Below are 22,840 nucleotides of genomic sequence, written 5' to 3' on the forward strand. Positions count from 1 at the left end.
GTCCTAACCAAATAACACCTGAAAATTTCCTGTCGCTATCTGCTCTTGGTTAAATTTAACTGCAATTTTGCTACAAATCACTTCATCTTTTAGACGCAAGCTCTCACACTAAAGTGAACCGTCCCAATTTTGCTTTGTCTCCCAACTAACTGCTTAACTTAGTTTTGAGCATTTACAGGACTTTTACTAATAAAGATAGCACATCTCATCCTCAATGTCAAGGAAGATGGTTAGGCGAAAAGAGAAAAAATGCTTGCCAAATGAAGCAAAATAGATTAAACTTAGGGTGACTTGTAATGGAGGGGAGAGTTCAAAAGTAAGGACGAAGGGCCTATGTTAAATCTTTTTCGAGCCAACTATCTTACCAAAATTGCCGTTCCGATAACGGCTTTTCCTCGGGCTATCCCATATCTTTGGGGGGGAAAGATAGTCAACAAAATCAATTTACCCACCAAAATCACTCTCTTTCGATTATGGCTCATCCCTCTTTTTATTTTTGCCTTTATAATTAACGGTAATGTTATTACTAAAAGTTTCGCCGTGGGCCTGCTCACTCTTATTGCCGCCTCTGATATCCTGGACGGTTACCTGGCCAGGACTCGCCATGAAACTACTTTCCTGGGCGAAATTTTGGACCCTATTGCTGACAAGCTTCTTATTGTTAGCACCATGTGGGCCTTTCTCTTTAAGCTGGCAGATTTTCCTAAATATGCCTTTTTGGCTATTGTGTTTCGGGAAATCTATATGTTTGTGGGTCTAATGATAATTAAGGTCTTAAAAAGAAAGATGCTCAAGGTTTCAAGATTGGGGAAAATAACTAATTGTTTTCAGGTAGGCATGATATTTGGGTGGCTTTTGAAATCCTTCCTTAAAAACGGAATCTTCTTGAATGAAATGGTCGGGCTTATTACTGTCGCAGCCGTTATTTTGACTTTAGCTTCAGCCATAGATTATACCCTTTTGGCTTGCCAGTCGGGGATTTTTAAAAGGAATGTCAATTCTTCTTCGTGACTTAGTGTCTTGGTGGCTGAGTAGTTACAAGGAATGAACCATCAACCGGAATTCTTTAAGCAGATTCAGCAGGCAGGTCAGGGACATATCCTGCGTTTCTGGAATGAGCTGCCTGAGCCGGCCAGAGAGCGCCTTCTCAACCAGATAAGAACAATAGATTTTACCCTCCTGGCCAGACTTATTGAAGAGCATCTTAAATCTTTGGAATCAGCCGTGGCCCATAAGAAACTTGAGCCGACAGGGGTCATAACTTTGCCCGAGACAACCTCGGCGAAAAAAAGAAGGGCCGAGGCGCGTCAGGCTGGTGAGGCCGCCCTGCGTCAAGGCAAGGTGGCCTGTTTACTGGTTGCTGGAGGTCAGGCTTCGAGGCTGGGTTATGATGGACCTAAAGGGGCTTTTAAGGTCGGCCCTATTAGCGGTAAAAGTCTCTTTCAATTGTTTGGGGAGCGGATATTAGCTCTCAATCGAATATACCATACTCAGATCCCCTGGTATATTATGACCAGCGAGACTAATGATGGTCAGACCCGGGACTTTTTTGCCCAAAACCGATTCTTCGGCCTGCCTGAAGACATGGTCGGCTTTTTTAAACAGATGATGATGCCGGCCGTGGATTTTAACGGCCGATTGATCTTGTCTGACAAGGGCAATATATTTATGAACCCGGCTGGTAACGGCGTCTGCCCCCTGGCTCTTAAAAAGAGCGGAGCCCTGGAAGCCATGCAAGAAGAGGAGATTGAACATGTCTTCTATTTCCAGGTGGACAACGCCCTGGCTAATATAGCTGATCCGGTCTTTATCGGCTATCATATCCTGGATCAGACCGAGGTGTCAACCAAGGTAGTGGCTAAACTTTATCCTGAGGAAAAAATGGGCGTGGTCGGGCAGATCAATGGAAGGTTCGGCATAATTGAATACAGTGAATTGTCTGAAGAGCAGATGTATGCCAGGAAAGATAATGGCTCTCTGCGCTTTGGATATGGAACCATCGGCATATATGTCTTCAGCCGGGAGTTCCTGGAAAAGGTAGCCGAAGGCTTTAATCTGCCTTTCCATGCAGCCAGGAAAGCTATTCCTTGCCTGGACGAATCAGGGGGCTTGATACAACCAACCGCCCCGAACGGGATCAAATTCGAGACCTTCATCTTTGACATGCTGCCACAGGCCGGAAAGGCTTCGGCCATAGAAGTAGTCAGGGAAGAGGAATACTTGCCCCTTAAAAATAAAGAGGGGGAAAATTCACCGACCACGGTAACAAGGGGTTTGATAAACCTTTATGCCTTGTGGCTGGAAGCAGCGGAGATAAAGGTTCCCAGGGATGATCAAGGAGAAGTGGCCGGAGTAGTCGAAATTAGCCCGATCTTTGCCCTGGACAGGGAGTCTTTTGTCGAAAAGGTGGATAAAAATATTACCTTCGATGGAAGACTCTATATTGAGGGATAACAGGCACACATTTTCTGTCATTCCTGCGCAAGCAGAAATCCAGAAGCCCTGATATTACTGGATTCCCGCTTTGGCGGGAATGACGAGAGGTTATTGTAAAGTATTTGTATTTCAAGTGGTTATAAAAAAGTGCAAAAGTATAGGGATTGAAATAGGAAGTAAATAAAGAAAATTTCCTACTGCCCATTTCCTAATTTCCCATTTAAAAAGTGGGGTGAAGGAAAAGTTCGCGGTGTGTAATGACTAATAAAATCAACGCTCAATTCCTGAATCCCTGATTAAATCAGGAACAGGAACAGGTTTTATCCGAGACCGTTCTTAATAAAGGGGGTAAGATATGGCACAAAAAGAGAAACAACTAAGGGCCACTATTGATGAAAAGGTAGTCGATGGGGTCTATGTCAATATGGCTAATATTATGCATTCTCCATCCGAGTTTATTATGGATTTTGGCCGTTTAGTACCGGGTAAGCCTGAGGCTAAAATATTGAGTCGAATTATTACTACCCCCACCCACGCCAAACATCTTCTTAAGGCGCTGGAAGACAATATTTCTAATTACGAAAAGACCTATGGAAGTATCAAGATCAGCGAAGAGGATAAGCGGAAACTCGGTTTTTAGTGGCCGTGAACGTAATTATTCAGCCACTGATTAACACGGATTAGCACGGATAAAATAATTAAAAACAGACTTCTCCAAATAGCCAATGTAAGGGGGCTATTTTTTGGACATTTTGTCAGGTTTTTCCCCGACTTCACATAGAAGGTTTTGCCATAGGAAAGGCGAGTCTCCATCTGGTTTAGAGTTTCAATTGTCCAATTATTCGACTTTGGGGGTCTCCGTCCCCATAAATACTCATATCGCCAAACACCACGGTGAGGGAAATTGTAGAAGTCTGTAAATAAAGAAAAATCCCTACTTCTCATTTCCCATTTCTGAACTCCTGAACCTGTCAGGAACAGGCTCTGTCAGAGCCTGCCCTGATGGCCCCGTATTAAATACGGGGCAGGGAACAGGTTTTATCCGAACGCGTTCAAAATAAATTTAGTTATGCACCGAAGGTGTAAAGGAATTTAGCCGTAGGTTTCAACCTACGGAACATTGAATTGGAAATTAAGCCCTGCAGGGGCGAAGGAGAAAATTTTGTCAATGGGGGTGAAGGGAAAGTTCACGGTATGTAGAGGCTAATAAAATCAACGCTCAATTCCTGAACCTGTCAGGAACAGGTTTTATCCGAGAGCGTTCAGACTGATCAAAGGAGGAGAAAAAAATGAATATAGACTGGCCTAGAACCCTGATAGATGAGATAATGACCGATAAGCTGCTCATCGTGCCTGATGATGAAAGGGTCAGAACGGCAGCCCGAATAATGGAAGAATACCAGGTTGGCTCTCTCCTGGTTTGTAAGGAGGGAAAAACAATCGGTATCCTTACCGAAGCGGATATAGTTCGCTCCCTGATATCGACGGGTCTAAGCCTGGATGAAACAAGGGTTCAAACCATTATGAGCGGCCGCCGGCCGATTACCATCAGGCCTTACAGCACGATCGAGGAGGCGTATCTCTCTATGGCCCGTAACCGTATTCGTCATCTGATTGTAGTGGCGGAAAAAGTAGAGGAAGGCGAGGTGGAAGTAGGTATAGTCTCGGTGCGAGACATCCTCTATCCGAAGGAAGAAGTTGGAGAGGAAGTAGCCGCCCAGTGGCAGCAAGAAATAAAGTCGTGGATAAAAGGTTTTCCATGGACTCGAAGGGATCGGATAGAGAAGATAATGACTCGGAAACTGGTGATGGTGGAAGGTGATGAAAATATCCTGAAGGCATCGACGCTGATGGGAAGTAAGCAGATATCCACCCTCCTGATTAAGGAGGAAGATAAGGTGAAGGGGGTGCTTAGCGAAACAGATATAGTCCGCCGGGTAATAGCTAAGAGCCTGGATCCGGAGAAGACCAAAACTTCAGAGGTGATGACCGGCTTTCCAGTTACTATCAGCTCCAAGGATCCGATCGATCAGGCCTATTCTCTTATGGCTAATAAACGTATTCGCCATTTAGTGGTCACCAGCCGAGACCGGGTGGTAGGTATCATATCTGCCCGGGACCTGGTTTGTCTACCAGCTATGAAGATAAAGAGGGCCTGGAAAAAATAACGGGGCGATGGTCATTGTTTCGTCGTAACTATTCAGCCACAAAGCCACTAAGCCACGAAGAAAATAATGGAATAGCCCACGACATTACGGTAACTTTAGCTATTTATCGGGTTGTTGTTAGAAAAACTACGAAACACGCGAAAGACACGAAAGAGAAGAAAAACTAAAGACAGAACTTTTTCGCGTTTGTTCGCACCTTTCGTAGTTGGTTGTCTCTTAGTAAGCTTAAATACAGACACTTGAGAGTTGAGGCGATACTACGACTTTACAAGTAGATCGGCAATTTGGAACGATGTCCAATATTCTTTGAAGGCTCTCGGATAAAATTGTGGAGGTACCTTCTCAATTTAATAGTTCTCTAATAAATTGCAGATTTTCTTCTTCGTTATTACTAATTATTTGGCTGTTTTCTTCTCCCGGATCTTCTTCTAAATTATATAATACAATATTTCTTCGGTGGCTATTGTATTGATATTTTAAGGGCCAATCAATAATATTGAGATATTTATCCGAAAATGGCTGGACTAATAGAATTTTGCTTTTTGGTACTTCTTCTCCATTCAACTCCTTAATAAAAGAACGACTAAATTTATTAACAAAGTTTAGGCCAAAAAGGTCTAATATACTGGGCATAATATCCATCAGGCTATACCTGGTAGTAATAATCTTATTTTTATATTTCTCTTCATCTCCAATAATCATTATCGTCGAGGTGACAAAATTTTCTTCAAAAGCTCCTTTTCCCCCAAAGATATTATTCTCATGAAAACCGGCCGGCCAGCTATGATCTCCTGTTATTATTAAGGTGTAATTTTTTTCAGGAAAGATATTATTTATCTCTCTCCAGGCAACTTGTAGATATTGATCTTGCAAGAATGTGGTATTTATAAATCTTTCTCGAAAATTCTTCGGATATTTGTAGGGAACTATATCCTCGAAGCCAGGTGTAATATTAAATGGCCAATGATTTGTCGCCCCGATTGATAGGAATATAAAGTTATATTTTTCTTTTTTATTTTTCTGGAAATAATCGAAAGCTCTTTTATAAAAAATATCCCCTTTATACCCCCAACGATATAACACATCCTTTGGACCCATAATATCGACACCATGTACCTCATCAAAGTCTATATTAGTCATAAATTCGCCACTTCTGGTAAAGCTTAAGTGAAAACATTTCAGAAAAAAAGTCTTAAAGCCCATTCCTTTTAAAATTTTCGGTAAGGATAAAACTTGTTTGTCATATTCAGTAGCAACTAAACTTACATCAAAGGAACAAGGCAAGGAACAGAGCATATTTTCCTGGCCAAGTATTGTTTGGACGCTATTACCGTAAATTTTAGGAAAGAATATACCCTCTCGACTAATAGCCGTAAAATAGGGAGTGTTCCTTTCATTAACCAAATCTGCATTTAAGCTTTCTATTTGCAGGATAATGATGTTCTCAAGATATTTGGGCAGTTGTTCTTTATTAATTTTTCGCGCTTGCCCAATAATGTCATGTTTACGTTTAATAGAGTCTTGAATTAATTGGATATAATTACTTTGGTAATAGTCTATCACTTTATCTTTTTTAAAAATACTTTCGACAAAACAAATCAATTCATTATTAAGCTCCTGGCGATGAATAAGTTGAGGGGAAATGATAAATAATATTGGGATTATATAAAAAAATTTATTTTTAAAGTTTGGCCGAAATTTGTAGAGGATAAAAGAGTTTATCGAGGCCACCGAAAATACTACTGAAAATTGATAAATAAATCGAGGCACAATATCATCTATCTCACCAAGATTTCTCAACAAAAAAGAAGAATCCAGTTTAGTATCAGTGAAAATGTAATATCCGGCTAAAATTGAATAAAAAAGGTAAATCAGATTGGCCATTGGGAAGGTAATAATTTTATTTTTAAACACGTATAATACCAAAATTATGCTTATAAGCTGGAGCCATTTATATATTTCCAAAAATAGACTGCCGGAATATAAAGCTAACATCCAGATAAGAGGAATGTTTACAATCAAAAAGAAAAATAAGGCTATAACTTTAAGACTGAAAAATATTAAATTTTTGTTATACATAGCGCGGCCTCCCGCTGCAACCAAATAGTCCTCGATGCTCGATGCTTGATTCTCGATACTTGATGCTCGATGCTCGATGCTTGATGCGGGTAAAGGATCCAGTGTCCAGTATCGAATATCCAGTATCGAGGATCGAGCATCGAGCCTCATGTAACATTCTCGCGGATAGCGCAAATGTTGCGGGGTAATAGTATATTTACCCTCTAATCTTTGATCTTTTGTAATTGTTTAGCCCCCGAGATACAAAAGATTAAATCCCCTTACCACTAAGTTCGGTGATTACTTTAAGGACTACCGGGCCAAGGACCACGATAAAGATGGTAGGAAAGATAAAGAAGACCATAGGGAAGAGCATTTTCAAGGGGGCTTTCATAGCCAGTTCTTCTATTTTTTGTCGGCGTCTGGTGCGCATTTGTCCTGCCTGAATCCTCAAGACGTTAGCGATGGCTATCCCTAATTGTTCCGCCTGAACAATAGCATTAATAAACATTTCCAGGTCATCGACCCCACAACGCTTACTGGCATCTTTGAGGGCATCCTTTCTGGGTCTGCCGACGGTGATTTCATCCAGGGCCTTCTTGAATTCATCAGAAAGAGGCCCTCTGAATTTTTCAACCACCCGGCCTAAGGCCATATCAAACCCTAAACCGGCTTCCACACTGACGCAAAGTAAATCAAGACAATCGGGGAGACCTTTGCGGACGGCTTTTTGTCTCTTGCTAATAAGCCTGCCCAGATAAAACTTGGGCACGACAAATCCCAAACCGACGCCGGCAGCAGTAAAGGCTATTAAAAAAGGCAAAGGAGCTTTAAAAAGCACACAAATTAATCCGGCTAGCCCGAAAAGAATAAGGGCGGCTAAAAGCTGGATGGCTCTGAACTCACCGGCGACAAGTTTACCGGGATTACCGGCTAAGAGTAACCTTTCATCCAGGCCGGTGGAAGCCACCGAGGCCTTAGGACGACTGAATCGCTCGGCTATCTTGGAAATATAAGGCCGAATGATCCGCTCGAAAAATGGTTTTTCCAGCTCTTCTACCTCTCCTGGCTTTTGCTTTTTTTCTTTAACCTGCGAGATGGAGTCAAGTCTTTCCAAAATCTTGTTTTTTCGCGACTGGACCGTGCCTAAGATAAGGAGAAAGACAGTCGTCGTAAACATAAAAATAATGGCTAAGATAAGTAGATTCATCTTGAAACACCCCTGCGAATTGCGGATCTCGGATTGCAGATTGCAGAATGGAAAAGTCTGCCATCCACCCTCTGCTTCATTTCATTCTTCTTGACATTTAAAGGTGCCTGTAGTATAATATGAGCCGGGTTAAAGAAGCTACATATGGAGGGTGGCACCATGCCGGTGCGTGGCTTCGGCTGAAACCCGAAGGGGTCTTTTGGGATCGGGTTCGACTCCCACACCCTCCGCTAAAAAAATCTTGACAAAGTCCTAAATCTATGGCATAATTATAATAGGGTTTCAGCCGAGGTCACAACCGAAAGTTGTGTCCCCAAACAGCCATGTTCAGAGAAAATGAACGTGGCTGTTTTTTTGATGTGGTTCAAACAACCAGGTAGATTGGGTTAAATAAAATCCAACAAAATACTAATCTGCAATCCGAAATCCGAAATCAGTTAAACCTCGATGGCGATAATCTTTCTGACCAGCATAATCCCCATCGCCTGCATAAAAAGTCCCGTGCCGATCATAAACCAGCCCAGTTTTTCTGTAAAGAGGAGCTTCATCATGTCAGGCTGAAGCAGATAGAGAATAAATCCGATACAGAAGGGGAGGAGCGAGATTATCCACCCTGACATCCGACCCTGGGCCGTCAAAGTCTTGATTTCCCCTTTAAGTCTAATCCGTTCACGGATGGTCTGAGCGATGTTATCCAGGACTTCGGAAAGATTTCCTCCCACCCGGCGCTGGATAAGAACAGCCGTTACAATCAGATCAAGATCATCGCTTTCTATTCGAGACGTGAGATCAGTTAGGGCCTTCTCCAGAGGCACCCCAAGGCTATCCTCTCGTAAGACCTTTTTAAATTCATCCGACATAGGGGGCAAGGTCTCATAAGCCACTGTCGCCATGGCCTGCACAAAGCTATGTCCGGCCCGAAGGGAATTAGAAAGGAGGGTCAGGCAGTCGCCTAATTGACCATTAAAGGCCTTCGTCCTCTTGTTCTTGAGGCGATTAAGATATCGCCCGGGCAAATAGAAACCCACCATAGCCCCTATTAAGCCTATATAAATCTTCCCCCCGGAGAAAATAATCCCCAGAACACCTCCCACTAAAACAGCTAAGCCAATAATAACCATAAACTCACCGGGTCGGAGAAGCAAACCGGCTTTGACCAGTTTTGTCTCAATTTTGGCCTCATATCGTTCAAAGAGGCTCATACCTTCCAGGATATCTCCAATCCGCTGTAATATCTTGAACTGGTCCCTTTTGGTAGAGACTCCGTTAATTTTCTCCTGAGCCGCCAGCTGATCTACATAAGAGGTGTCTACATAAGGGCGGAGTCGCTCTTTTAATTCTGATTTAGCCCACATGACACAAACTCCTTTTCAGAACACATAATACAGGGCTCTGTTTCTGGGCGCTGTGCTCTGTGTTCTTTTTATCTGAGGTAACCGTTCAGCCACTGATTGACACGGATTAGCACGGATAAATAATTCGAGGACAGAAGGCGGAGTTGTAGGGACAAAGCTTGTCCCTGTCCGTTCCATAGGCGGACAACCACAAGGGTTGTCCCTACAACCTAATCACGGACACGACTCCCGGACACGGTTCACGGAAATCCGTGTTTCATCTGTGTGCATCCGTGGCTGAACGGTTACTATCTGATAAAGGTTTCCGTCGGCAGATCGATTCCCTTCTCGGTAAATTTATGATAAAACTTAGGTCTGATCCCGGTGGGGTGGACCTCTCCAAGAACTTTGCCATCTTCACCTATTCCTTTTTGCTCGAAGACAAAGACATCTTGAAGTAGAATCACCTCACCCTCCATGCCCTGAACCTCTGAGATCTTGGTAATCTTTCTACTCCCATCCTGGAGCCGGCTTTGCTGGACGATCAAGTTTATGGCCGAGGCAATCTGTTCTTTTATAGCCTGCATAGGCAGTTCCATTCCGGCCATCAGAACCATAGTAGATATCCTGGCCAGGGCATCCCTGGGGGAATTGGCATGCACCGTGGTCAGGGAGCCGTCATGCCCGGTATTCATAGCCTGAAGCATATCCAGGGCCTCTCCTGATCTGACCTCACCCACAATAATCCGGTCCGGTCTCATCCTCAGGGAGTTTCTGACCAGATCGCGAACCGTTACGGCACCCTTGCCTTCAATATTAGGCGGCCTTGTCTCCAAACGAACCGTGTGTTCTTGATGGAGTTGTAATTCAGCCGCATCTTCAACCGTAATAATTCTCTCCTCCGGAGGAATAAAGGAAGAAAGCACATTGAGGGTGGTGGTTTTTCCTGAACCTGTCCCGCCAGAAACAACAATATTCAACCTGGCCCGAACGCAGGCCGAGAGAAAATTTATCATCTTTTTAGTCACTGATCCAAACCTGATGAGGTCATCCGCCTGAAGCTTCTCCTGGAAAAACTTCCGGATAGTCAGAGAAGGCCCATCAATGGCCAGAGGCGGTATAATGGCATTCACCCTGGAACCGTCCCGAAGTCTGGCATCCACATAAGGACTTGATTCATCAATCCTTCTCCCAATAGGAGAGACAATCTTTTCAATGATATGCAAGACATGTTGATCATCCTTGAAGGTTACGTTGGTATGTTCCAATCGGCCTTTACGTTCAATGTAAACATTTTGGTAACCGTTAACCATAACTTCAGTGATAGATGGATCTTGGAGTAGCGGCTCAATAGGCCCCAAACCAAGAATCTCATGAATAAGATCGTCTAAAAGCTTGTCATGTTCGGCCCGGGTATAAGAGATATGCTCCTCGGAACTAACCTCAATAATAAAATCCTCTACCTGTTCGGCCAGGAGCCTTCGTTTTAGTTCCTCATCCTGTTCCTTGAGAAGCTCGGCATCCGCTTCCTCCACAATCTTGTCATAGACCTTGGCCCTGAGATTAGCTAAAGGATTGGTCGGCTCTTTCTCCACTACCCGTCGAGGTGCAGATCCCTTGTCTTTTTGCTGATGAATATTTCTGGCTTCCTCTAATCTTTTTAACAGGGACATATCTTTCACCTCTGCCTTTTCAAGTTTCGAGTTTCGAGTTTCGAGTTCATTTTTCATCTCGTTCCCGTAACTGTGCCCCCGTAATCAGGTAATCAGGTAATCGGTAATATAACTATTCAGCCACTAAGGCACAAAGATTACAAATAATAGCACACGGATTACACGGATGAAACGGATTGACACGGATAAAAATTTATGTAACTACTCAGCCACTAAGGCACAAAGACACAACCTCGATGCTCGATACTGGATGCTCGATGCTGGTGAAGTATCGAGGATCGAGCATCGAGCATCGAGCATCGAGTATCGAGCATCGAGCATCCAGCATCATGTGATGAATGGTTACTATTTTTTCTCTCCCTCATGATTATTCAACTCGTAGCTAATGGCATAGAGAAAAATGGTGTTAGCAAAAAGTAGCAAGATGATGACCAGGGAAATAGCCAGGATCATAATATCCGCATGACCCCCCATATTAAAGGAAAATCCCAAGGCCAGCCCTAAAAGCCCAATCGCCGCCGCAATAAAAGTAACAATAGCTATCCTAAATCTTCCTTTGGTTTTTTGCATAATATCTCACCCCCTTTAGTCAGATGCCAGAAGTCTCCTCTGTCTTCTGTCTTCTACCCCCTCCTATTCAAATCTGATCAAGGCTGAAACCCGGTGAGTATCCGGAAGGCCTTCATTATATTGGAAGGAGTAATCAAGCTGCCATGATTTATAATTTACTCCGGTTCCGAAGGATAAGAGAATCTGCCGCTTCTTTTCTAAGACACTGCTGCCTCCGGTCCTGAAGCTAAGCTCGATTTCTTTACCTGCCTTAAGTCGATATTCTCCTCCCATAGCCGCTTTTTTAAGCAGGCTATCTTGTTCTCCACTTACTTGTGTCCCTAAGGTCAAATAGGCGCTATTCCAGGCCAGACCTAAATCGACCTGCCAGGGAAGATGTTCTTCCCTCTCAGTATCCCACTTCAGGCGGCTTATTATATCCCGGATTATGACGCCTACCGAAATGCTATCAATGGGCTTATAGATAAGGCCGATATCTGCGCCGTATCCTCTGGCTTTGCCTCCCTCTATATCGAAATCGGAATCTTCTTGCAAATACTTAGCATTTACTCCCATGGAAAGCGAAGGATTAACTGTTTTGGCATAAGAGAGGAGATATTCCAGCTCTTCCCAGGAACGGTGTTTTGAATCAATACTGGCCCTGGAAAAAGCTGAGGCCCCTTTAACCGTAGAATTGGTCGCAATGGAAAGGAACTCCTCGCTAATCAGATCAAGAGAGAATAGATCAGTATGCATAAAGGAGATTTGGTGGGAGACAAGCTGGGTTAACCCGGCCGGATTGTAATAAGCCCCGCTGGCATCGTTGGCCAAGGCCACATAAGCCTGGCCCATCCCGGCCGCCCGAACCCCCAGCCCGGAGAAATCAAATGCCCCCCTCGGCGCCTTATTAGCGGCTGCCGGACCAACCAGACTAAACCAAACCACCACTGTTATGGCTAAACACTTCCTCATTTTTGTCGTCACCTCGCTTTTTTGGTCTTGTTCATCGTTTCGGCTACTCTAAGGACGGTCCACGGTTCATGGTCAATAGCCGGCGAGCTACCGTCTATGGACTAGGTGGACTATGTGGACTGGGTAGACCGTAGACTCTATCCCCACTGGCTCAAACAATGAACCAGGCCCTATTGGCTCATTCTCATCTTATCACGGCCACCAGCCGGTGAACCGTGGCCTTCTCTTCTTGCTTAGAAACCTCTATTCTAATGATATAAAGCCCATTATATACTATCCGGCCATCCTCATCTCGGCCGTCCCAGCCAAAGGTCTGGCCGTCTTCTATCCGGCGGACTTGATCCCCGGATAGCCCATAGACCCGAATACTGTAATAATCGGCGCCTTCAAGGCCATCAATAGTTACTTCCTCTCCGCGGTCCGGATTGAAGGACTCGGCCGAGAGGGTCAGGATATCCTCCAGACGGCCTTCTTCAATGGGCGCCGGATAAGCTAAGGTGTAAGCGGCGGCCAATCTGGTTATTCTGACCGAAAGGGCCTCGAAGTCCGGATCAAAGGCAGCTTCCCCAAGAGCCTGCCAGATACGATTGCTGCTGGTATAAGCATAAACAGCCAGGTCTCTCTTGCTCACGCCTAAGAGGAAATCACTTCCCTGATAGGGAAGAATCAACTTGATGGGTTGGGTGAACTCCCAACCTTCTATATTCTGCGAGGGATTCTGAGCATTATAAAACCTGATTATCTTACCCAAGGGCCTAATTTCAGTAGGTAGCGGCTGAATAGAAGAGACCTCGGCTACTAATAAATTGCTGAGATCATAGGACGGCTGCTGAACAAGACTGGTGCCCGGATAGATAGTGCCGTATAATTGCCCTTGGTAAGTAATCAGGATATTAGCCGAAAGATCAAGCTCGAAATCAAAGGTATAGATGGCGGCGGCGCCACTTATATCTTTGGGATACACCACAATAGTATAAGTTCCAGATGAGGTCAGATTGACCGTTGGTTGAAAGATAAGCTCTGAGTTCTTTTGGTCCCCTTCCAGGTTCCCGAGTATTTTATTTCCCTGTTTATCCTGGAGGTAAAGATCGGATCTATCCAGGTCAACGCCGGAACCGGTTGGACCATCATTCAGTTGAACCGATACCTCGGTTATTGGCTCGGTCAGGGGCGGGTCATTGGGTTCAAGGGGATGATGGTTGATATAGACGCCACTTACCTTTGGGGCGCTTCGATCCTCAATAGTAAAGGTATATTCAATCTCCTCTTTATTCCCCAGCTTATCCCGGGCAATAATGTGGACAGTGTATACTCCTGATAGCCTCAGGTGACCGCCGGGTATATCGAACCCTTCTAATTTTAAGATACTATCACCATAAGGCATTAACCTGGCCGGAATGCTTACCCCCAGGGGATCAAGAAGCTGGATGGAGGAGGCGATAAAGTCCACCCCACATCCCTCATCCTCTAACCCCACCGAAATTTCAGTCACCGGCTTAAGAGTGGGGTCTACGATCTCATCTTTATTTGGTTTAAAAGAGGAGATGACCGGCGGCTGATTATCCGTCCCCGGCCCCTTAACTCTTTTTATGGTCACTGATTTGGTTACCGGCTCGGCTGAAAGCCCATAGCCCACAGGTCGCAAAGGTTCCATATGCCATTTTTCCGCTACAATAATACCACTTTCTTTGACGTAGGCGACAAAGAGAATCTTGTAAGAGAGAAGTTGAGACTGAAGGGTAAGAGAATATGTTCCATCGGGTGTATTTTCTGCATCCCAGCCCACACTGAATTTTTTGGTATAGTAGGAACGTCCACGATCATCCGTATACGGACCGTTGAGAGGGAGAAGGGTATCCCAGTCATTAGTTTTATTCTCATCGGAGACATCCAGAAGGTCGCTGAACCCTAATTCAAAGCCATCTGGTGCCAGCCAGACCCCGTTTTGGTCCACTGGCCAGTCCCAGGGGGCGTAATCGGTATCTCCATCTTCCGTCAGATCGTGCGGAAAGGTAAAGCCTTCATATCCTTCTCTATGAACCTTTAATCCAACCAGGACATAGGGCCTGGGATCCTTTGATCCGGTCCCTTTAGTTCCTAAAAAGTAATTATTCGGAAAATCTAATACCTTGAGTTGATCCGGTGTAGCCCAGAGAAAGAGATCAAAGGTTATCTCTGTAAAATCAGCTACTTCATCATCGTCGGGAGAAAATGGATTAGGGGAAATGAGACTATTGGTCATCTCCAATTTAACCGTCGAAAGAACGATATTACCTATCACCGGCGGATCGCTTTCATTACCATATTGATTGACCGCCGTAATCACATAGGTATATTTATTATCAGGATAAGGCCTAAGATCATCCTTCAGTCCATCCCAGGTGGCCTGATTGGCCCCGGCTTTCCCCGGCACAGAACCGATAATTTCTACCGGCGTATCAGGCGAGGTAAGGTAGCCCAAATAAGATTCGTATATCTTGATGGTAACCTGCCCGCTTTCACTCAAGGTATAGTTGATCTTGGCACCTGGTGAGCCTTGCGGCGGCACGGTGGTGGGGTCAAAAGGGAGGGGAAAGACAGAGTCATTGGATATAAGTGGTCTGGAGGCATAAATGGTCACCTTTTCTTCGGCCTGTTTGGTTAACTTTTGATCAGGTGTTTCCAGGTAGAAAAAGACATAGCCGTTCTTGATAGAGTCACCCTCACTGATGCGATAATCCCTGGCGTAAATCCGATCATTGGCCGTGGTGTCTCCATTGGAGCCATCATCGTAGAGCTGGATACCCTCGTGAATGCTGGCTATCCCAACGGTAACCAGGCCGGGTCCATCCACCCAGGCCGTGAAATGGATAGTATCGCCGATGTTTAGTGGCTCCTGAGCCGTATCCCAACTAACCTCAACCTTAGTGATCTCGGCCAGGGAAACGACCGGGAAAATCAACAAGGCTAAAACGAGCACTATCATCCTACTTTGTTTCATGTTATTTGCCTCCCTATTTTAGTCAGCGATCAGCCCTTAAGAGTCAGTCAAAAGACTCCATCAGGCATAAGCCTTGGCCGGCATATCAATGTATGCTCGATGTTCGATGCTCGATGCTCGATGTTCGATGCTCGATGCTCGATACTGGTAAAAGATCGAGCATCGAGGATCGAGGTTAGTAATAATACCAGATAGACTTATAGTCTTCTAAATCCTCGCCCCTTTTTTTCAGTTCTTCCAGGTAATCATAAATAGATACATCTATGCCCACATAAGTGCCTGTGGGTGATATATTCTTGTCCCAGGGATGAAATCTATAGACCCTTCTTCCGTCAGGCAGGATGCTGATAATTCTGTGATGCTGCCAGCCTCGGAGGTAGTGTTTACCCCATCGAGGCAGGTTATAGACCGCTTCATCAGTCCTGGCTATGCCGGGCAAAAGCCTTGTCTCCTCCTGCTGCTCCTGTTGCAGTCGGGCAATAGGCACCCGCATTTTGTTCAACTCTTCTTTTCCTTTCATGTTAAAGGTATAATAGGGATCGACACCGACTAATCGGAGCAGTCTTCGTAAGGCGGCGCTTTCAAATTTACGGCTGTTCTCCACGGAATAAACCTCCTGATTATACACTCCGATGCCTTGTTGTCTAATCTTACGGACTACCTCAACCGTATCCTCTGTAATCTCATAGACATGCTCAAAATGCGTCACCACGCATACCTCACGCCGGCCCGGCTGGTGATAGCTGCTGATAAGCGCTACTAATTCATCAGTTATCCTTTGAGGCAGAACCACGGGCGTTCTGGTGCCCAGGCGAATCCTTTCGATATGATCAATCTTGCTTAATTCATCCAATACGTATTTGATCTTATTATCTCCCATAACAAAGGGGTCTCCACCTGTTACCAGGACCTCAATGATCGCCGGATGCTGCCTGATCCAATCTATGGCCTTATCGAGTTTATCACGCGGGGCCAGGGCGCCTGGAGCCAACACCTCTTTGATCTCCCAATTTCTCTGGCAATAAGTGCATATCTGGGCACAGGTGTTGTATGGCTTCAGAATAACAATCATGGGATAGCGTCTAATGATCAAATCTATGGGCGAGGTATCGTGCTCTAACATGAAGTCGAAATAGGTCTCGTGTTTTTCCCGGCCGGCTATCATCGCCTGAATATAATATTTTATAGGAATTACCTGGGCCCTGGTGGCATGATCATAAGTCCGGTCAGCGGATTTATCCAGGAGAGAGGCATAATAAGGCGTTATCCCAAAGGGAATATGATTTTCTCTGGCCAGGTCGATGGCCTCGATCTCATCCTCGGTCAGGTCAATCAAGCTGCCTAAGGTCTTGGAATCGGTGATGACATGGCTTAGATGCCATCGGTAATTCTGCCAATCGGCAGAAGAAGCGCCAAAATAGGCCATGATCCTGGCCTTGTTCTCTTTCCGGACCTCTTTAACCCATTCCTCAAGACCTGAAGGATATCTTTTCATAAATCTAAAGGCGACTTCGGCTAATTTATCCAAATGGCTTGATCGTTCTATGGCCGCCTCTCGTCCTTCTGAGCTCAGATACAAAGGCAGCTCGCCTTCGTATATCCCCGGATGGTCGCTTATACCCAGAAAAATATGTTTAAACTCTTCCACAAAGCCGGGCGTGATCCCCTCCACCTCTTTTCCCTGAATAATTTCCCACAGCGCCTTCAGAGCGCTGAAATTACTTAATCGTTCATTTTGGGGGTCGGAAATATTCCGCAAGACATTAATAGCATATTTAATCAGGGTAAGTTTTAGGGGATTGAGTTCTCTCTTTTGTCCTTCAAGACATATTTCCCTCTGGCTAAGATAAAGCAAGAGTCTCGCCCGGGCTATCTCCGGGGTCTCGCTTTCCAATATAATCTGGTAGATTTCAGGATTGGCCTCTTTAAGCCTCAAATACATTTAATCACCTCTTCCTCAAGGAAAAATTCTGGGCGTCTTATCATTTCTTGGATGTAAAGAACTGCTTAATCCATCCCTTCTTCTTTTGAGCCCCCTCCTCTCCTCCAATGATCTTGCTGGCTAACTCCTCTATTCTCTCGGTTACCTTCTCCTTTTCATACCCCAGAACAAAAGGGACCCCTTCGTTAATAGAAGGGATGATCCTTCGGCCGTCACTGGGAATATGGCCCAGGATAGGATAATCCAGGGCCTCCTCCACCTCAGGGGGGGTAATCCCCATATGGGTTTCGGTTCGGTTGAGGACGAGGGAAACCTTGTCTTTAAAGCCAAGAGACTCCACAATATCAAGACCCAGTCTGGCATTCTTGATAGCCGGAAGGTCCAGGGTAAAGACAAATAGGATTAGATTAGACAGGTTGAAAGCCGCAATAAGACTATCATGCAGATACTTAGGACTATCAATAATGATAAAGTTATAGTTTAACTTGAGGACATTAATGATTTCCTCTATGTGTGCCCCGTTGACTAATTCGGCCTGCTCCGGCTTAAGGGGCGCGGCTAAAAGCCTTAGACCAGAGTCGTGCTTGATAAGATAGGATTCCAAAAGGCCCTCCTCCAGTCTGCCTTGTTCGGAGATTTCCTTAACCAGGCCGGCTATGGTCCTGGTTGGGGTCAAGTTAAGCATCACGGCACAGTCACCAAATTGGAGATCCAGGTCCAATAAAGCCACCTTTTCTCCTCCCTCTTGAAGCATCTTAGCCAGCATAACCGCCAGATTAACAGAAAGAAGTGTTCCTCCTGAACCACCCTTAGTGCTGAATAAAGTGACTATCTTATGCCGTGCCTCCGGAGGCAGGGCAGATGGGGCAGCCTTGATATATTCTCTCTCTTTCTCCTGAATTTTCACTATCCTCCGAAGGGTTCCGGCTAATTTCTCCTGACTGATAGGTTGAGTAAGCAAACCCCTTGCCCCGGCCAACATTGCCTCCTGGATTTGCTGAGAGGAAAGTTCCTGATCCGATATAATGATAAGGCCTACCTCTGGAATTTCTTCTACCAGGCCTTCGGTCAACTTCATTCCACCTTCTTCCCCCTCCAGGGCAATATTGAGAAAGATTATATCAGGTCGGGTCTTGATAGCCGAAGCGACGACATCTTCTGTTTTGTCTATTTCAGCCACGACTTCTACCTCATCGGCTACATTAAAGAGAAGCTTCTTTAAATTGATTCTGGCCTGGGTTGATCCTTCGGCTATCAAAACCCGGATAGTAGAATGTTCGTTCATTACTTTCTCCTTTGTATATAGTTTCGGGTTTCGAAACTTATTTTACCTGTTCTTTCAATTGTTTAATTCTCTCCGTCTCATTAGGCACGATGTTAGGCTCTTTTATCTCCTCCAGATACCCGGAAGAGATGATCTGAGGCGTAATCATTAGCGCTAATTCCTTACGTTCGTCAGTTTCCTGGCGATTAAAGAATAGATTACCTACTACCGGTAGGTGACTCAAGATCGGCACTTCATCTAATTTTTTGGCTTGAGACCGATTAACCAATCCCCCCAGGATAATGGTCTCGCCATCCTTAACGGTTACAGCCGTAGAAACCTTTTTCTCTAAAAAGGCCGGATGGGCATCGACCGCATTGGCCCAATCCAGCTCAGAGATACTTGATTCTATCTTGAGGTTGATATTCTTTAGCTGATCTACCAATGGGGTTATCCTAAGTTGAATCCCGTAATCGACCCACTCAATGTCCGTGACCCGTTTATTAGCTTCAACCTCGGTGGTACTGGGAATAGGCACCCGACCGCCCATATTGACATAAGCCTCTTGACCGCTAAGGGCAACCAACCTGGGCGCAGAGATAATCTTAAGCTCACCCTTACTGTCTAAGGCCTGAATCATAGCCCAGATATCCAAGGCTTCTCCCAGAGATGTTCGGGCCAGTTGAATATTGAAGGTGTCCTTAAAAAGATTAGGCCCAACCACCTCAACTGAGGTAGATGGATCCTGCTTTCTAAATCTGGAACTCCAATTTACGCCTAATTCATCTAACAGATTTCGGGTAACCTCAATAAGCTCTAATTTAACCAGAATCTGAACCGGACCAACTACTTCGACCAGGTTGACCACTTTCTCCTTAAGAAATTTAGCCAGGATCTCGGCCTTTTCGCGGTCGTGTTGAGTGGCCACACTTCCTTCCAGGACAAGACCATCTCCCAGCTTGACAAAGGTCACCCCTTCCAGCCCCGGAATCTCCTTGATCTGATCGATAGGACTGGGCGATGGTTGTGAGACCTGGAGCAATAGGGCCTCTTCTTCTAATGATTTTTTTTCAGCTACCCGGATAAGGTTTACCACTGATTTTCCAAAGGATTCGGCTATGGTCTGGGCTAGACCCCTCTTCTCCTCATTTAGAACTACCCCTTCCAGCACAATACTCCCCCCGATGATAGTCGTCTTGACTGCCTCCAGCCCCTCAATCTGATTTATCTCATTAAGAGCAGGGGTCTTCTCTCTAACCCTGATCCGGTATTGCGTCCGTCCGGATTCAGTCCAGACATGAAGAGAGGTATCTCCGGGGGTTTTGCCATTAAGCAGGATTTCATTATCCGAGATAACCGTGGCGTCGGCCACCGTTGAATTGCCAATGGCAATCCTGCTGATGCCCTTGATACGAATAACGATAGAATCACCTTCTTTGACCACCCACTCTTTCTCTTCCGAATGCGCCATAACTGCGCCGAGGCAGAAAAAGAATATGACCATAATAAGAATGCCGGCTTTTTTCATTTTTGTCTATCCTCCTTTATTTCGTAAATTGTGGTTAGTGAGTCGTGACTCGTCTCCTCTATCCCTGAATCGCCATCCCCCATCCCCGATTCATGCTCCTCTATAAGTGGTGGCTTAATGATCTTTTCTTCTTTAACAATTCCCCGGTAAATCTCTATTTCTTTTTCACTTTTAGCCTCTTTTAAATTCGGAATGACCTTGATAAGGCTAATTACTCGCTCATATTCCGATTCGGCCAATGACCGGGCCAACTGAACCTCGGCTTCAGTGGCCACCTCGCCTTTTAAAATAAGGGTGTCCCCAATCATCTGCGTGGCGACCATCTCCAGCCCTTCTACTTTTTTAAGGTCGGACAAGGGTTCAGTAATTCGAATAAGATTTACTACCTCCTTGCCAAAAGAATGGGCCAGTTTTTCAGCTATCGCCGCCTTCTCTTTGGTCCTGACTTCTCCTGATAAGACAATACTCTCCTTTAAGGTATAGGCCCTTACGGCCTCCAGACCCTCGATTTTCCTGATCTCATGAATGGGCAGGCTGTCTTCCAATACCCTGATCCGGTGAGGTATGATCCCTGTAGGCACCCAAACATGAAGGGATGTCTCGCCTCCCTTTTTTCCATTAATCAGGATTTCCTCAGGTGAGACCATGGCCGCATCAGCAATATCCGGATTCCCGATAGCAATCCGGGTTATATCCTTAATCCGGATGATAATGGAATCTCCCGCGCCGACTACCCATTCTTTGGCCCAGACCAGGGAAGGCAGCATAAGGAAAGTTAAGATTAATAAGATCGCCTTCGCTTTGAGTTTCGAGTTTCGAGTTTTAAGTTTCGAGTTCATTTTGGCCTCCTTAATTTCCGGCCCGTCTTAGGTGATTTTAGATTACCGGTTATTCTCTCAGGTGTTTAGGCTGAAGGCTGAAGGCTGTCAGTCTATCTACCTGAGTAGTTACGTTATTCTTAACCGATAGTTGATAACCGATTACCCGGCTTGTAACCGTTCAGCCACAGATGCACACAGATGAAACACGGAAAATCCGTGAGCCGTGTCCGTGATTAGAGTCTGTTCTTAGGCTGTAGGGACAACCCTTGTGGTTGTCCGTCTACGGAACGGACATGGACAAGCACGGACAGGGACAAGCCCTGTCCCTACACTTCCGCCTTCTGTCCTGTGTTATTTATCCGTGCTAATTCGTGCATACCTGAACGGTTACCCCGGCTTTACCCCGATTTATTCAGAAGACACCTCTTTTTCCGTCCGCTTAGTCCCATCGTATATCTCTATCTTACCGGCCGAAAGATGCTGTTTTCCAAAGAGGTCTTGTGGGGTTGCCCCCGGCGTCCAGGTCTGAGCCAGGCTGTCCGGATTGCGAAGGATAAGTCTGAATCGCATGGCCTTATCCGCACCCAGGATAAGCCTTTCCGCCTCGGTTGGAGTAACGGCCAGAGTAACGGTTTCAAAGGCTGCCGGGGGTTTACCCTCTTCCGCTTTTTTTTCATTTAAAGACTGATAAGTTTGACCGGTAGCCATTACCTGGGCATTTTGAACGATAATTTTAGCTACATCCTCGCCGGCAAAATTCTCGGAAAAGGTTCCGATGACATCAACTATATCCCCTGGTTTGACCAGATAAGAAACAGCTCCCGTACTGTCAACTACAATAGTTACGGCCCTTCGTCCCGGGGGGATCACATAAGAGAGACGATTGCCGGAATACATCTGGGGCCGCAAGATGGGTGAGCCGGCGCTGATGGCTACCCGGCTGAATTGTCCCTCCACTTCATCCATAGAAGAGAAGGTGTCCGGATTGACCATCTCGGGATCCATATTCTTTACCGCTAACATAGAGGCGTCTATCATGTGTTTGGCCGGGATATCCCTCACGGCATAAACTACCGCCACCTGGATGGCCGCTTCTTCTTTCGGCAAAGGAGGCGGAGCTTTCTCCGCCCCGGTAAAATAAAGATAAGCCAGTCCTGTAGTTATTAAACTAATTAATATGGCCACTATAATGAAACCTTTTCCTCTCATTTATCTCACCCCCGTTAGGAATTTTGGATTGAAGAATTTGTAACTCCTCAGCCACTAAGGCACAAAGACACAACCTCGATGCTCGATGCTCGATGCTGGTAAAGGATCCCGTATCCAGGATCGAGCATCCAGCATCGAGGATCCAGCATCATGTGATGAACGGTTACGAAGATTTTTATGTCGCCATCCGCCATCTGATTAGTCATCATCCGGTTGGTAGGACGTTATGATTTTTGTTTCCGGCAATTCACCCTCTGCCCCCTCTTCATCATCTACAATGGTTTTGGCTCTGAGATTAAAATCTTTTTTGAGTTCCCGCATATCTCTGGCCCAAGCACATTTATTGCCTTTTTTGATTATAGTGGTAGGCGCTATGAGGCCTTCTCGAGTCCATTTTTTTAAGGTATCAATATCTACCGGGCCGTATTCCTTACCGCTGACAATAGCATAATACCCCGGCACCTCTGCCTCTTTCTTCTCTGGTATTTCTCCCATTTGTCCACAGCCTGAGAAAAAAATCAGGGTAAATACGACCAGCCATACCGGCGCTTTAAACATGGCTAACCTTCTTTCGTAACCGTTCAGCCACAGATGCACACAGATGAAACACGGAAAATCCGTGAGCCGTGTCCGTGATTCGGGTCTGTCCTTAGGCTGTAGGGACAACCCTTGTGGTTGTCCGTCTACGGAACGGAC

The 22,840-nt window shown here is 45.4% G+C and carries 19 protein-coding genes; 5 read left to right on the plus strand and 14 right to left on the minus strand.

Annotated features, from left to right (window positions below):
* Positions 1 to 333 precede the first annotated feature (333 nt).
* The 4 genes from AB1797_05875 (at position 334) to AB1797_05890 (ending at position 4,604) form a co-directional block, all read left to right on the plus strand.
* Complete coding sequence (locus tag AB1797_05875; protein ID MEW5767142.1) at positions 334 to 1,011, plus strand: CDP-alcohol phosphatidyltransferase family protein; 678 nt, start codon at positions 334 to 336, stop codon at positions 1,009 to 1,011.
* A gap of 33 nt (positions 1,012 to 1,044) precedes the next feature.
* A complete protein-coding gene (locus AB1797_05880) occupies positions 1,045 to 2,454 on the plus strand; it encodes a UDPGP type 1 family protein (protein MEW5767143.1) in 1,410 nt (469 codons plus the stop codon).
* Positions 2,455 to 2,791: 337 nt separating this feature from the next.
* The gene (locus AB1797_05885) at positions 2,792 to 3,076 is read left to right on the plus strand and encodes a DUF3467 domain-containing protein (protein MEW5767144.1); all 285 of its coding nucleotides are present in this window, start codon (positions 2,792 to 2,794) and stop codon (positions 3,074 to 3,076) included.
* Between the two features lie 649 nt (positions 3,077 to 3,725).
* The gene (locus AB1797_05890; GenBank protein ID MEW5767145.1) at positions 3,726 to 4,604 is read left to right on the plus strand and encodes a CBS domain-containing protein; all 879 of its coding nucleotides are present in this window, start codon (positions 3,726 to 3,728) and stop codon (positions 4,602 to 4,604) included.
* 342 nt (positions 4,605 to 4,946) lie between these two features.
* Here AB1797_05890 and AB1797_05895 read toward each other — a convergent pair whose 3' ends face one another.
* From AB1797_05895 to AB1797_05930, 8 genes are all read right to left on the minus strand, one after another.
* Positions 4,947 to 6,683 (minus strand): sulfatase-like hydrolase/transferase, encoded by a 1,737-nt coding sequence (locus AB1797_05895; GenBank protein MEW5767146.1) that lies wholly within the window; start codon positions 6,681 to 6,683, stop codon positions 4,947 to 4,949.
* The gene (locus AB1797_05900; protein ID MEW5767147.1) at positions 6,676 to 6,840 is read right to left on the minus strand and encodes a hypothetical protein; all 165 of its coding nucleotides are present in this window, start codon (positions 6,838 to 6,840) and stop codon (positions 6,676 to 6,678) included. The genes AB1797_05895 and AB1797_05900 overlap by 8 nt, the downstream gene beginning before the upstream one ends.
* Before the next feature lie 93 nt (positions 6,841 to 6,933).
* Positions 6,934 to 7,872: a type II secretion system F family protein gene (locus tag AB1797_05905; protein MEW5767148.1), complete on the minus strand. Its 939-nt coding sequence runs from the start codon at positions 7,870 to 7,872 to the stop codon at positions 6,934 to 6,936.
* Between the two features lie 437 nt (positions 7,873 to 8,309).
* Positions 8,310 to 9,227: a type II secretion system F family protein gene (locus tag AB1797_05910; protein ID MEW5767149.1), complete on the minus strand. Its 918-nt coding sequence runs from the start codon at positions 9,225 to 9,227 to the stop codon at positions 8,310 to 8,312.
* Between the two features lie 287 nt (positions 9,228 to 9,514).
* Positions 9,515 to 10,879: a CpaF family protein gene (locus AB1797_05915; GenBank protein MEW5767150.1), complete on the minus strand. Its 1,365-nt coding sequence runs from the start codon at positions 10,877 to 10,879 to the stop codon at positions 9,515 to 9,517.
* A 345-nt stretch (positions 10,880 to 11,224) separates the two neighbouring features.
* A complete protein-coding gene (locus AB1797_05920; protein MEW5767151.1) occupies positions 11,225 to 11,449 on the minus strand; it encodes a hypothetical protein in 225 nt (74 codons plus the stop codon).
* 63 nt (positions 11,450 to 11,512) lie between these two features.
* Positions 11,513 to 12,400 carry a hypothetical protein gene (locus AB1797_05925; GenBank protein ID MEW5767152.1) on the minus strand — a complete coding sequence of 296 codons (888 nt, stop codon included), beginning with the start codon at positions 12,398 to 12,400 and terminating at the stop codon, positions 11,513 to 11,515.
* A 184-nt stretch (positions 12,401 to 12,584) separates the two neighbouring features.
* Positions 12,585 to 15,380, minus strand: a complete 2,796-nt coding sequence (locus AB1797_05930) for a choice-of-anchor X domain-containing protein (protein MEW5767153.1) — start codon at positions 15,378 to 15,380, stop codon at positions 12,585 to 12,587.
* Here AB1797_05930 and AB1797_05935 point away from each other — a divergent pair.
* The gene (locus AB1797_05935; protein ID MEW5767154.1) at positions 15,372 to 15,575 is read left to right on the plus strand and encodes a hypothetical protein; all 204 of its coding nucleotides are present in this window, start codon (positions 15,372 to 15,374) and stop codon (positions 15,573 to 15,575) included. The genes AB1797_05930 and AB1797_05935 overlap by 9 nt on opposite strands.
* Here AB1797_05935 and AB1797_05940 read toward each other — a convergent pair.
* The 6 genes from AB1797_05940 to AB1797_05965 form a co-directional block, all read right to left on the minus strand.
* Positions 15,556 to 17,322 carry a KamA family radical SAM protein gene (locus tag AB1797_05940; GenBank protein MEW5767155.1) on the minus strand — a complete coding sequence of 589 codons (1,767 nt, stop codon included), beginning with the start codon at positions 17,320 to 17,322 and terminating at the stop codon, positions 15,556 to 15,558. The genes AB1797_05935 and AB1797_05940 overlap by 20 nt on opposite strands.
* Positions 17,323 to 17,362: 40 nt before the next feature.
* Complete coding sequence (locus AB1797_05945; protein MEW5767156.1) at positions 17,363 to 18,607, minus strand: response regulator; 1,245 nt, start codon at positions 18,605 to 18,607, stop codon at positions 17,363 to 17,365.
* A 37-nt stretch (positions 18,608 to 18,644) separates the two neighbouring features.
* Positions 18,645 to 20,114 carry a pilus assembly protein N-terminal domain-containing protein gene (locus AB1797_05950; GenBank protein ID MEW5767157.1) on the minus strand — a complete coding sequence of 490 codons (1,470 nt, stop codon included), beginning with the start codon at positions 20,112 to 20,114 and terminating at the stop codon, positions 18,645 to 18,647.
* Positions 20,111 to 20,953: a pilus assembly protein N-terminal domain-containing protein gene (locus AB1797_05955; GenBank protein MEW5767158.1), complete on the minus strand. Its 843-nt coding sequence runs from the start codon at positions 20,951 to 20,953 to the stop codon at positions 20,111 to 20,113. The genes AB1797_05950 and AB1797_05955 overlap by 4 nt, the downstream gene beginning before the upstream one ends.
* Positions 20,954 to 21,343: 390 nt before the next feature.
* Positions 21,344 to 22,144 carry a Flp pilus assembly protein CpaB gene (gene cpaB / locus AB1797_05960; protein MEW5767159.1) on the minus strand — a complete coding sequence of 267 codons (801 nt, stop codon included), beginning with the start codon at positions 22,142 to 22,144 and terminating at the stop codon, positions 21,344 to 21,346.
* A gap of 198 nt (positions 22,145 to 22,342) precedes the next feature.
* The coding region (locus AB1797_05965; protein MEW5767160.1) for a hypothetical protein at positions 22,343 to 22,840 on the minus strand (498 nt) is incomplete at its 5' end.

The organism is bacterium (assembly GCA_040753085.1).
In the GTDB taxonomy this organism is placed as follows: Bacteria; UBA9089; JASEGY01; order JASEGY01; family JASEGY01; genus JASEGY01.